At 45.1% G+C, this 12,378-nt stretch carries 12 protein-coding genes; 9 read left to right on the top strand and 3 right to left on the bottom strand.

Features of this window, described 5'->3' with window-relative positions; all coding sequences use genetic code 11:
• Positions 1-8 precede the first annotated feature (8 nt).
• The gene (locus tag ACSQ8P_RS18910) at positions 9-992 is read right to left on the bottom strand and encodes a permease (RefSeq protein WP_436236586.1); all 984 of its coding nucleotides are present in this window, start codon (positions 990-992) and stop codon (positions 9-11) included.
• Between the two features lie 273 nt (positions 993-1,265).
• Between ACSQ8P_RS18910 and ACSQ8P_RS18905 the strand changes: the two genes are divergently transcribed.
• The 4 genes from ACSQ8P_RS18905 (at position 1,266) to ACSQ8P_RS18890 (ending at position 5,026) form a co-directional block, all read left to right on the top strand.
• Positions 1,266-1,973 (top strand): metal ABC transporter ATP-binding protein, encoded by a 708-nt coding sequence (locus ACSQ8P_RS18905; protein WP_436236585.1) that lies wholly within the window; start codon positions 1,266-1,268, stop codon positions 1,971-1,973.
• The gene (locus tag ACSQ8P_RS18900) at positions 1,919-2,788 is read left to right on the top strand and encodes a metal ABC transporter permease (RefSeq protein WP_436236584.1); all 870 of its coding nucleotides are present in this window, start codon (positions 1,919-1,921) and stop codon (positions 2,786-2,788) included. The genes ACSQ8P_RS18905 and ACSQ8P_RS18900 overlap by 55 nt, the downstream gene beginning before the upstream one ends.
• Positions 2,789-2,802: 14 nt before the next feature.
• The gene (locus tag ACSQ8P_RS18895) at positions 2,803-3,735 is read left to right on the top strand and encodes a metal ABC transporter substrate-binding protein (RefSeq protein ID WP_436236583.1); all 933 of its coding nucleotides are present in this window, start codon (positions 2,803-2,805) and stop codon (positions 3,733-3,735) included.
• A gap of 82 nt (positions 3,736-3,817) precedes the next feature.
• Entirely contained in the window at positions 3,818-5,026 is a 1,209-nt protein-coding gene (locus ACSQ8P_RS18890; RefSeq protein WP_436236582.1) for a GTP-binding protein, read from the top strand.
• Between the two features lie 462 nt (positions 5,027-5,488).
• On the opposite strand, the gene ACSQ8P_RS18885 is transcribed toward ACSQ8P_RS18890, so the two are convergent.
• Positions 5,489-6,526 (bottom strand): stalk domain-containing protein, encoded by a 1,038-nt coding sequence (locus ACSQ8P_RS18885; RefSeq protein WP_436236581.1) that lies wholly within the window; start codon positions 6,524-6,526, stop codon positions 5,489-5,491.
• Between the two features lie 454 nt (positions 6,527-6,980).
• Between ACSQ8P_RS18885 and rpoN the strand changes: the two genes are divergently transcribed.
• Entirely contained in the window at positions 6,981-8,288 is a 1,308-nt protein-coding gene (rpoN, locus tag ACSQ8P_RS18880; RefSeq protein ID WP_436236580.1) for an RNA polymerase factor sigma-54, read from the top strand.
• A 39-nt stretch (positions 8,289-8,327) separates the two neighbouring features.
• Here the strand turns inward: rpoN and ablB are convergent, their stop codons facing one another.
• Positions 8,328-9,182, bottom strand: a complete 855-nt coding sequence (gene ablB, locus ACSQ8P_RS18875; protein WP_436236579.1) for a putative beta-lysine N-acetyltransferase — start codon at positions 9,180-9,182, stop codon at positions 8,328-8,330.
• A 185-nt stretch (positions 9,183-9,367) separates the two neighbouring features.
• Here ablB and ACSQ8P_RS18870 point away from each other — a divergent pair, with 185 nt between their 5' ends.
• The 4 genes from ACSQ8P_RS18870 to ACSQ8P_RS18855 are packed head-to-tail and all read left to right on the top strand — an operon-like array spanning position 9,368 to position 12,378.
• Complete coding sequence (locus ACSQ8P_RS18870; RefSeq protein ID WP_436236578.1) at positions 9,368-9,631, top strand: YokU family protein; 264 nt, start codon at positions 9,368-9,370, stop codon at positions 9,629-9,631.
• Positions 9,632-9,665: 34 nt separating this feature from the next.
• The gene (locus ACSQ8P_RS18865; protein ID WP_436236577.1) at positions 9,666-11,018 is read left to right on the top strand and encodes an aspartate aminotransferase family protein; all 1,353 of its coding nucleotides are present in this window, start codon (positions 9,666-9,668) and stop codon (positions 11,016-11,018) included.
• Positions 11,018-11,749, top strand: a complete 732-nt coding sequence (locus tag ACSQ8P_RS18860) for a CoA transferase subunit A (RefSeq protein ID WP_436236576.1) — start codon at positions 11,018-11,020, stop codon at positions 11,747-11,749. Before ACSQ8P_RS18865 ends, ACSQ8P_RS18860 begins: the two co-directional genes overlap by 1 nt.
• Positions 11,716-12,378: a 3-oxoacid CoA-transferase subunit B gene (locus tag ACSQ8P_RS18855; protein WP_436236575.1), complete on the top strand. Its 663-nt coding sequence runs from the start codon at positions 11,716-11,718 to the stop codon at positions 12,376-12,378. Before ACSQ8P_RS18860 ends, ACSQ8P_RS18855 begins: the two co-directional genes overlap by 34 nt.

Genomic DNA, 12,378 nt, shown 5'->3' with positions numbered 1-12,378 from the left:
AGAATTAGTTAGATAATTTGATCCCAAAGCAATGAACAAGCAAGCACCGTGCATGAGATTAAAAGGGCCAGAAGCAAGACGAATCTGATCTTAAACACCGAAAGCAGCATCAGTGTACTTTTGAAATCCAGCATGGGTCCGAATACAAGAAAAGTTAGTAATGAACCGGATGTAAATGAGGTTTGGAAAGAGGAAGCTACAAAAGCGTCTGAGGTCGAACAAATGGAAAGAATATACGCCAAGCCCATCATAAAGAAATGTGAAGAGATTGATCCTTGCCCGATAGCAAGCAGGCTTTCACGCTGCATAAACACCTGAATAAGAGCGGTCATCAGTGCGCCAAAGACGAGAAATTTGCCCATTTCAAAAAACTCACTTGAAGTATGAACGAAAAATGTCATTACTTTATTGGGCTTACCACTTTGAGGGTGATGATGGTGATGGTGGTGGTGATGGTCGAGATGATGGTGGACCTCAAGAACTTGCTCTTTCGCCCCATGATCTTGACCTAATCTTAAAGGACTACTTTTTATCAGGCGGTAGAGAATCAATCCGATAATGATGACCACAAGGAAGGCAAGTCCCATTCGAGAGTAGGCGATGGAAGGATGATTGCGAAAGGCCGTTAGCGTAGCCGCGAAAACAATTGGATTAAGGATGGGGCCAGCGATAATAAAAACGACGGCAATGTACACAGGCATTCCTTTTAGAATGAGTCTACGAACGATCGGAATCATACCACATTCACACATGGGGAAAAGAATGCCTATTAGGCAAGCGAATAATATGCCAAGAATGGGGTTTCGAGGTGTGAATCTTCGAATGGTTGACTCGGGCACGAATGTTTGAAGCAAGGACGAAAGCAGGACGCCAAGTAAAATAAATGGTATTGCTTCAAGTATCAAGCTAATGAAAATCGTTTTAAAGGATTGCAAGTGGTCAACTGTAAAAAAGCTGTTTAGGAAAGTATTTTTTTCGGAATTACTTAGCATGTCAGAGACTCCTTCACCTACACATATTCTATATTAAAAGTAATATTTACGATTAAAATCATATGCTAATTTGGTATTTCTTGCAAGCACGTTATTGACAGCGTCGATAAAGCAAGATATATTACTCGTTGTAATACGTAAATTTTACTATTAATCGAACGTGATTTGAGTAGATCTAGTAAAGTACTGCTTGTATGTGAACTAGTTTCTGATGATTCATTCTATGTTGTATTCGTAAAATTTACGCATAAATGAGTGAAGGAGTTGAAATGAATGTTAATAGCCTCTTTACAGCAGGTGGAATTCGGGTATGCGGATACTCCCTGTATCCAAGATACACAATTGGACATTCAATCCGGCGAATTCGTTGCTGTGATTGGACCTAATGGCGCAGCAAAATCAACCTTACTTAAACTTATGCTGGGTTTGATTGTGCCATGGAAAGGTCACATGTTCTTATCACAGACGAATTCGAGAGGAGAGAAACTGCGAGTAGGCTACGTTTCCCAGCAGATCGCGGGTTTCAATAGCGGTTTTCCAAGTAACATCAGGGAGTTTGTACGCTCAGGTAGATTTTCCTGGGTACCCATGTTTAGCAAACTACGCAAAGAAGATGAAGACGTAATCGAAACAGCGCTTCGGCAAGTGGGAATGTGGGATATGCGCAAGCGTAAAATCGGCGAACTATCAGGTGGTCAGAAGCAGCGGATTTGCATAGCCCGAGCACTGGCGCAAGAGCCGGATCTGTTAGTACTCGATGAGCCAACGACAGGTATGGATCATGAAAGCCGCATTGGATTTTATCAACTGATGCATGATCAAGTGAATACGCTTGGAAGAACGGTTGTCATGGTCACACATAATCTGGAAGAAGTATCACCGTACATAAACAGAGTCATAGCATTAGAAAGAAAGGAGGAAGGAGGATGGAAATGCTGCACTACGACTTCATGCAACGGGCATTTTGCGCCGGTGGGCTGATTGCGATCATCGCTTCGTTACTAGGTGTGTATCTGATGCTTCGCCGACAAGCATTAATGGCCGATATGCTCTCACACGTTTCGTTAGCTGGCGTGGCGGGTGGTGCACTTATCCATATTCATCCAACATTAGGCGGCTTCGTCGTAGCAACGTTAGGTGCTGTCGTTGTGGAATACGTCAGGCGGTTGTATATAACCTTTAGTGAAATTTCAGTCGCCATTATTACGATTGGGGGTCTATCTTCAGCTGTAATTATCATGAGTTTAAGTCCAAGTATGAACAAAGGTTTTTCCGCTTATTTATTCGGGTCCGTCGTGGCTGTGAATGAAACAGAACTTGCACTCATGTTCATTGTGGCCGTTATCGGAGGTCTGTTTTTCTTCCTCTTCCGCCGTCAGCTGTATCAAATCACATTCGATGAAGATACCGCGAGAACGAATGGTATTCCTGTTAAATGGATTTCTCTTGGATTTAGTGTCTTAACAGGGATGATTGTGTCGGCAGCTATGCCAATCGTTGGGGTACTTCTCGTTTCATCACTCATAGTACTTCCGGCAGCCTTAGCCATACGCATTGCGCACAGTTTTACAGCTTCTCTTTTGATCGCAATGGGAGTGGGGTTACTAGGTGTGTTTTCAGGTCTTTCAGCTTCCTATACCTTCAGTACACCGCCAGGGGGAACGATTGCGATCCTACTTTTGATCATACTTATCTTAGGCTTAAGTATCCAGAAAGCTGTGGTGAGATTTCGTAAGACAACGAATAAAAATATCGTTGAAGATAAAGTTCCCGTACCTTTAATTCAAACCAATTAGGAGGAATATTTAAAATGAAAACGTTATGGGTTACAAAATCACTGATTCTTACTGGACTATCAACGATACTGATGACGACGGGATGCGAATCTAACACGGTCTCGAGCGATGGTAAACTCGATGTCGTCACAAGCTTTTATCCGATGTATGAATTCACCAAACAAGTTGCTGGCGAGCATGCGAATGTCATCGCGTTAATTCCTGCGGGTTCAGAGCCGCATGATTGGGAGCCGAGTGCCAAGGATATGAAAAAAGTGAAAGAAGCTGATGTATTTATATACAATGGCATCGTTGAGGGTTGGGCGGAGCAGGCCTTGCAAAGCGCTGCGAATTCGAAACGTGTCGTAGTTGAGGCGAGTAAAGGAATTGATCTCATACAAGGTCTACATGAAGAAGAGGAAGAAGAAGAAGATCATAGTCATGATTTGGATCCTCACGTATGGTTATCCCCACTTTTAGCTCAGCGTGAAGTAGAAGCAATTGCACAAGGTCTGATAGCGGTGGATCCCACACATAAAGATGATTATCGGAATAACACTGATCGTTATATCGCTAAGCTCAAAGCCTTGGATGATACGTTCCGAGAAACCCTTGCTACTGTTAAACATAAAGAGTTCGTAACACAACATGCGGCATTTGGTTATTTGGCCAAGGAATATGGTTTAACACAAGTCCCCATCGCTGGTCTTTCACCTGAAGAAGAGCCCGCACCGGACAAAATGGCGGAGATCATTCAATTTGCGAAGGAGAAGCAAGTCAAAACGATCTTTTTTGAAACGTTAGTTGATCCGAAGGTTGCAACAACGATTGCCAAGGAAATCAATGCACGTACGGATGTCCTTAACCCACTTGAAGGTTTAACAGCTGAGGATAAGAAGAATAACTTGGATTACATAAGTGTGATGACGAACAATCTCCAAGCATTGAAGAAAGCATTTGATGAATAGGTTGATGAGATGCAAACTAAAGTTTTCTTTTTCACATTTGAAATACGTAAAAATTACGATTAAAAGAAAGGGGACATTGTCCATGCAGACAATACCTGTTACAGTAGTAAGCGGTTATTTGGGAGCCGGGAAAACAACCTTATTAAACCATATTCTACATAATCGAGATGGCTTGAAAGTAGCGGTCATTGTGAACGATTTAAGTGAGGTTAACATCGATGCGGATCTCATCAGACAAGGCAATGGTCTCTCACGAACCGAAGAAAGCTTAATTGAAATGTCCAACGGTTGCATTTGCTGCACCTTGCGAGATGATCTGTTGAAGGAAGTTGAACGACTTGCCAAGGAAAACAAATTTGATTATATTCTGATCGAATCAACGGGTGTTGGTGAACCGCTGCCTGTAGCTCAAACCTTCACGTATTCGGACGAAGAGCAAGGAATCGATCTTAGCCAACTATGTCGATTGGACAGTATGGTTACTGTCGTTGATGCTTTCCGATTTTGGACAGATTATTTCTCTGGAGAAACGCTGCTTGAACGTAGTCAAGCCGTAGGAGATGACGATACGCGAGAAGTTGTTGATCTGCTGATCGATCAAATTGAGTTTTGTGATATTCTAATTTTGAATAAGTGTGATAGGTTGGAAGCTGAGGAATTGAATGAGCTGGAAGGGGTGCTCCGCAAACTGCAGCCGAGGGCTAAGTTTATTCGCGCTATTCACGGACAGGTAGCTCCTTCTGAAATTCTGAATACACAGCTGTTTAACTTCAATGAAGCCAGCACGTCATCTGGTTGGCTGCGAGAATTGGAGAAACAAACGCATACTCCTGAAACGGAAGAATACGGCATTTCCTCGTTCGTGTATGAAAGAGCTCGACCATTCGAGCCCTCACGACTGATGTCTTGGATGGCAGATTGGCCAGCAGAAATCGTCAGATCCAAAGGGATCATGTGGCTGGCAACGCGCTATAATTACGCTCAAAGCCTCAGCCAAGCTGGACCATCTATCCGGTTTGGAACTTCGGGCTATTGGATTTCAGCGCTTCCTGAAGAGGAAAGAACAGCTATTCTGGAAGAAGATGCCGATGCTATCACACATTGGGATGACACCTATGGGGATCGGATCAATCAAGTTGTTTTCATCGGCATTGATATGGATCGTGATGGAATTCGTACATCCCTTGATGCATGTTTATTGACAGATGCTGAGATGCTAGCAGATTGGACACAGTTCCGCGATGAGCTTCCTAATATCATTATGGAAATAGAGGAAGAGTGCGTTCTGTAGTTTTATTATGCAACAAGGTAGCCGGCGAAGGCAGCGAAGGATGCTGTAAGGCCCGAAAAGGGCCTTACAGCACCCGCGACCGCTCGCGAATGGACAATAGCGCCCCAAAAGGGCCTTACCGTCACCCGCGACCGCTCGCGAACGGACAATAGCGCCCTGAAAGGGCGCTATTTGTCCCGGTATGCGGCTAAGCGGCGTTTCGCCGGCTTTAAGGCCCGAAAAGGTCCTTACCGTCACCCGCGACCGCTCGCGAATGGACAATAGAGCCCCAAAAGGGCGCTATTAGTCTCGGATCGCGGCCTAAGCGGCTTTTTCGCCTGCTTTAAGGCCCGAAAAGGGCCTTACCTACACCCACGACCACTCGCGAATGGACAATAGCGCCCAAAAAGGGCGCTATTTGTCTCGGTTCGCTGCCTTTGCGGCGATTTCGCCTACTTTAAGGCCCGAAAAGGGCATTTTTAGTTAGAACAATCTCCTAGCCGTAACAAAACGCTTCTTCCATTTCTCATCGAATGCCGTGAAGTGAACGCCATCCTCTTTGGAATACGTTTGAAGGATCCGACCATTTCCTGCATAGATACCTACATGACCAATATCGAGCCCACGTGCTGTGAAAAAGAGGAGATCCCCTTTGCGAATGTCATCAAGCTTGACTTCTTTCCCTTGCAGCGCTTGGTCATAGGAGACGCGAGGCAAATTCTTTGACAATACTTGACTAAAAACGTACTGAACGAAAGACGAGCAATCGAATGTATTCGTCTGCCCTGAAGCGGCACCGAACTCGTAAGGTGTTCCAATAAATTTGGAACCGAAAGTAATTAACGCATCCGCTTGCTTCGCCGCCTTCGATGAGATCGAGTAATCTGAATACATCGGGGCAGAGGAGATAAAACCTATTGTACCGTCTTGTGTTTGTACCTCTAACCAATCAGGGTTGATTTCACGAATAACGTGGATTTTTTCAGTTTTCGAAAGCATACGAAGAACGTGGATATCGTTATCTTTTGCTGGCATGTCTCGTAAGTTGACACCATAAAGGATCGAGGTTTCATAGTCGTGAACGGATGAGATGGTAATCGAGCGAGAGTAGTCATGCCATTTCACGAGATTACCAAGCGTTTCACTAATAAATCGCAATGGCATCATGGTGAACCCATCAATAATTTTGCCAGGCACGGGCAGCTCTAGCCGTTCTTTATTTTTAAAAGCATATGTGTTTCCGATTTGATAGGTAACGGTGACGCCTTCTTTCACGGCTGAAACTGTACGTGTTTTCTCATCCCATGAAATTGTTGCTCCCTCAGCTTCAAAAAGGGCTCGCATAGGAACGAAGCTAAAGCCCTCATCAATAACAGGAGGTGTCTGAAAGGACAGCGGAAGCCCGTCCAAAAACACAGCAGGCGACTCACTCTCCCCAGCCTTAACAGTTGTTGCATGGAGCAGCAGCATGCTCAGTAACGCAATATGGGTACCTCGCAAGATCCGATTTCTAATCCTCATGGTTGTAGTCCTCATACTTTCTGTTGATGCTATATATTTCGTAAAGCATGATTTCCTTGAGTCGGTATTAGTGAATCTGCGTTCTTAAAATTAAGAAGACTGCCCTAAAGTAGACGAATCTACTTATCGGACAGCCTCTTGACGGTGCGTTGATTGATGGAGCTCTTGCCTTGAACCTTACTTCGCTCGGTAACTACCTCATCACATCATTGCAGTACAAATACTACAGTAAGTGGTATGCGGCACATCTCCTCGCCTCCATATGGATTCAATAACAAATTCCCTTGTGTAAATTGTCTGCGACACAACACCTCACCACTGCGTCACCGTCATAAAATATTATGTCCGCCTTCATCAGACAATATACACGGATTTGGTTAAAAGTAATCAACAATGAATACATATAGAAGCATCAACGAAAAAAGGGGTGATACGCATGCGCCCAGGATACGGAATGTTTCAACAGCAAACTGCGAAAATGCGTTTGACGCCCCAACTTCGAAAAGCGATAACGATCCTCAAGCTCTCGACACCGGAATTACTTGAAGTTATTCAACATGAGGTAACTGAAAACCCGGTATTGGAAATATCCGGCAATAAAGGGGACGCTAACAACCTCACGTCTCCATTTTTCCATGGCACTAGAAGAACTGATTACAACTATGACCCTTTACTTCACGTCGCATCGAACGAGGTATCCCTGGAGAGGCATTTAAAGGAGCAATTAGGCTTTATAAAAAAAATACCGCCATCCATTCGACATACGGTCTCATTTATGATTGGGAATTTAGACCATAATGGGTATTTAGGCTCCACCTTACCTGAAATTTCTGATGTATGTAAGATAGAGCTTTCTCAGGTGGAACGTGCGTTAGGGATCCTGCAGAGTTTGGAACCCCGCGGCGTTGGGGCTAGAGATTTGAGAGAATGTCTGCTGCTTCAGGTCCAGTCGATGGCTGATTGCTTTCCATTAGTCTCTCTATTAATTCAGAAACATTTGAACGATATTGCGAATTACCACATTCATAAATTAACGACGATACTGCAGGTGTCCACACAAGAAATTCAGGCTGCGATTGATGTCATCAAAAGACTGAATCCTAGACCTGGCGCAGCCTTTCATATTGAAACGGTTCCTTATATCATTCCGGAAGTCATTATTGAAAAAGCAGGGGAGCATCTCGTTGTGCTGCTCCATCAAGCAGCTTCTTCCCGACTTTCGGTTAATGGTTATTATGAACGAATGGCCATAGTGAATAGCGACAATAACGAGGTAACCAAGTTTCTCAACGGTAAATTACATGCCGCGAATTTCTTTCTGAAATGTTTGGAACAAAGACGAAAAACGATATTCCGAGTAACGCAAGCCATCGTAGAGGAGCAAAACGATTTTTTCTGGAAAGGAACTGCACATCTCAAACCTATGACCTTAAAGCAGATTGCTGATAAATTAGGCGTTCATGAATCAACGGTAAGTCGCGCTACAGCAGGGAAATACGCCCAAACACCTTGGGGCATCTTCGAACTGAAATATTTCTTTCCCTCCGGGCTGCAAATGGACATGGGTGATTCCGCTTCTTCGGAACATGTTAAAACGAGAATCAAGACATGGATTAGTGACGAAAATTCCAGAAAGCCATATTCCGATCAAAAGCTGGCTGATTTAATGAAGGAGGAGGGCATCTCCATTTCCCGTCGCACGATTACCAAATATCGGGAAGAACTCGGCATTTCGTCTTCTGTGAGAAGAAAACGCATATAGTTTGAAGGGAGGGTAGTGCTCGCAATTGCTAGCATTTCACTATAATGATTTGGCCCATAAATTCATGTCTTCAAATTTATCATAAATATCACAATTTTTCGTAAGTCTGCCGTAATAACGGTACCCCATTTGGAAGAAAACGGCATTCATACCGAAAGAAAGAGCTCTAGATAGAGAATAAGAGCAAGTGATATTCCGTGAGATCAATTCAGCTTCTAATGCATGTATAAGTAGTCGCATGAGTCCTTGATTACGATAAGCCGGAAGCGTTGCACAATCCGTCATTTCGGCGTTCGCATAGACCGAATTGATCTCTGCGGAAGCGGCGCTTATGAGTTGATTTTCCGACTCGACGAGATAATAGATCGTTCCTTCCCGCATGGTTTTCTCCACATACATGGAATCATTCATAGGTGTGGGGTAGGTCTGAAAGATAAGGCTATATAAACGGGAGAGTTGATCCGCATCCTCCAGTCGAGCCAGGCGCATACTCATGTTGCTCGGAACCGATGGATGATCGTGCTTAACCGGTAAAGAAAGTACCTGCTGAAGAATCTGATCTTCTTCTAGCCAATAGTCGCTAGTCCGGCGCTCTAGGTCATTATACATGGCCATACAATAAGCATCACTTCCATTAAAATACCCTTTATAAATGCCTTCCATCATACAGCCCATTGATAATAAAGCCTGCCAATCCACTTCTCGTGATTTGATAAAAGCCTTAGTCAAAGCATGTTTTTTGGCTATATCAACTATTCGCCTGTAAATGACATCAATCTTTCCCGAATAGTCATCTACCCGTAACCTTTTATTCATAACATCAAGGCAAAACATAATCGTATAATCGGTACCGCTCTCAACTTGATTCGTATAGGTTGGCAGATCACTTGGCATCCAGCATCCCCCTTACCTCTCAATTTGCAGCAAAATTTTAACAACTGCCAAAATTTTTGCGGCTTTACCTGCATATTCAGCCTACGAAGTGCTCAAATACCACTGCGGAAAAGTTGGCATCTTTATTGCATGATTACCGTTAGGCGTAAGAATGTTCTATACCATATGAGGGAGGATGCACGCATATGAATTGCATGTGGTGTGAAACGGAAGATATCCGTGAAAGCGTGAAAGATTGCTACTGGATTATGCCCGATGGGAGACTAGCGGTTCAAATACTTGAAATTCCCGCAATCGAATGCGCCAACTGCCGTACTTATGTGTTAGAAAGCACCGCACAGCAAATTGAAGAGACGTTGTATTGGCATGATGTTTCTGGGCTTGGAACCACATTTCGCTATGAAGATCTGTTAAAGGCTCCGCGTGTAAAAAATATGTTTCTAAAATAGAAACGTAGCGATAAGTGATCTGTGGGGGTGCCTTATGAAGCGGGAGCATGTCATCAAACCGGTTTTGGATCACCAGTATCCCACGATTCAATATGGGAAAGGGATTTATCTCTACGATGATCAAGGCAAAGTCTATATCGACGGTTGCTCGGGAGCAGTGACAGCCGGAATAGGACACGGGGTACAAGAAATCATCGATGCGATGATGGAGCAAGCGAACAAAGTGTCCTTCGTCTATCGTTCACAGTTTACCAGTGAGCCCGCGGAGAAGCTGGCAGAAAAACTAAGCGATCTAGCCCCTGGCAACGATTACTGGACCTTCTTCGTGAATAGCGGCTCAGAGGCTACGGAGACAGCGATGAAGATTGCCATTCAGCACTGGCAGGAGAAAGGTAGGCTAGGCAAAAATAAAGTGATCTCAAGGCGAATGAGCTATCACGGTATCACGCTAGGTGCACTTTCGATGTCAGGACATGTCCTGAGAAGAAGGAGGTTTGTCCCCTTATTAGAAGATTTTCCTGTCGTCATGCCGCCTTATTGCTACCGCTGTCCGTTAGGTAAAACCGTAGGGGACTGTCAATTGGCATGTGCAGACGATTTGGCAACGGCGATAAAGCGGATCGGAGCTGAACATATCGCCGCGTTCATCGCAGAGCCAATTATTGGAGCTGCAGGGGGAGCTATTGTTCCGCCAGAGGGCTACTACAAGAAGATAAAAGCTATTTGTGAACAGCATGACATCTTATTCATCGCTGATGAGGTCATGACAGGTATTGCCCGAACGGGAGCTATGTTCGGCATGCAGCATTTCGAGGTTGAACCGGATCTCATGGCATTGGGCAAGGGGATGAGCGCTGGCTATACGCCGATGGCAGCCACACTTGTCAAAGATCATGTGATGGAGCCCATTCTAAAGGGCACCAAAAGTATCATGTCTGGCCATACGTACAGCGCCAATCCGCAATCTGCGGCTGTATCGTTAGCGGTACTTTCGTATATCGAAAAGCATCAGTTAGTCAGTGCCGCAGAGATCAAAGGTGATTATTTGTTAAACTCGCTGCGCCAATTGGCAAATGGGATTGAGATGATCGGTGATGTGAGAGGCAAAGGGCTGCTTCTAGCCATCGAATTTGTTGCGAATCGGTCTGACAAGCGACCATTCCCATTTGGATTAGGTGTTACGTCGCGGATCATCGAGAATTCCTTTCAGAAAGGGTTGCTTGTTTACCCTGCTGCTGGCGCGGTGGACGGGGAGGGGGATGCGATTATCGTCGCACCGCCTTTGGTCATCTCCGAGGAGGAAATCGACCAACTTGTCCGGATATTGGCTGAATCCATTCGGGAAGTCATGGCGGAGATTACCCCATCCGCATCGGAGGAGATATGATGGTGCCAAGAGAGAACGCACGAGTGAACGAAGGCGACGGCAAAGTGAGAAGCTTGGAAGAAGCGCTTCAAACGATATCAGATGGGTGTACGTTGATGTTCGGCGGATTTGGAGGGATCGGAACGCCACCAACATTAGTCGAGGGCATCCTTCAAAATGGCGTCAAGGATCTAACCATTATTGGAAATGATACGGGATTTCCCCACATCGGTATTGGGCGTTTAGTAACGGCAGGACGTGTGAAGAAAGTGATCGCTTCGCACATCGGTTCTAATCCTAACGTTGGTCAAATGATGGAGCAGGGCACCATGGAGGTCGTCTTTTACCCGCAAGGAACGCTATGTGAAAAAATTCGGGCCGGCGGTGTCGGGCTGGGCGGGATCTTGGTGGATGTCGGAGTCGGAACCATCATGGAGCAAGGAAAGGACACCGTTTCCATCGACGAGAAAACGTTCCTGGTAGAGCCGGCTTTGACAGCAGACGTTGCTATCGTGCATGCCAAAAAAGCTGATCCATACGGGAATCTCATCTACGATAAAAGCGGAAGAAATCTAAATCCACTCGTCGCCATGGCTGGCAAAATAACGATCGCCGAAGTCGATGAGATTGTACCGCTCGGTGAGCTGGACCCTGAAAGTATTGTCACGCCAGGCATTTTCGTGGATATGGTGATCTTGAGCAGAGGGGTGACTTGGGAATGGGTATGGGAAAAGAAACCCGCGACCGAATAGCAAAGCGGGCTGCTCAAGAATTGAAGAATGGCATGGCCGTAAATCTAGGTATCGGTATCCCGACGAAGGTTGCCGATTATGTGCCTGAAGACATTCATGTTGTTTTTCATGCAGAGAATGGGATATTGAGTGCTGGAGGCGCGCCAATTCCTGGCGAAGAAGATGCTTTTCTGTGCAACGCAGGCGGATATCCCATCACGATTCATCATGGTGCTTCCTACTGCGATAGTGCGATTGCTTTTGCCATGATACGAAGAGGCTGTATAGATATTACGATCCTCGGGGCATTAGAGGTGAGTGAGCGAGGGGATCTCGCGAATTGGATCGTACCAGGGAAACGTGTGGCGGGAATCGGTGGGGCGATGGAGCTTGCGCAAAAAGCTAAAAAAGTCATCGTTCTGATGAACCATGTAAATCGAAATGGAGAGTCGAAGGTTAAAAAACAGTGCGACTTACCCCTAACGGCAGTGGCCTGTGTGAAATTGATCATTACGGAAATGGCTGTCATGGAGGTTTCGGAGCAAGGTTTGATTTTAAAAGAAGTCATGCTGCCCCATACGGTTGATGAAGTTGTTCGACATACGGAAGCTGCCTTACTTATTCCCGATACCATTCTGTACATCCCATAA

It is taken from the genome of Paenibacillus sp. LjRoot153 (genome assembly GCF_964253085.1).
GTDB lineage: Bacteria > Bacillota > Bacilli > Paenibacillales > NBRC-103111 > Paenibacillus_E.
Note: the sequence above shows the minus strand (reverse complement) of the source record. Positions and strands in the feature narration are given on the sequence as shown.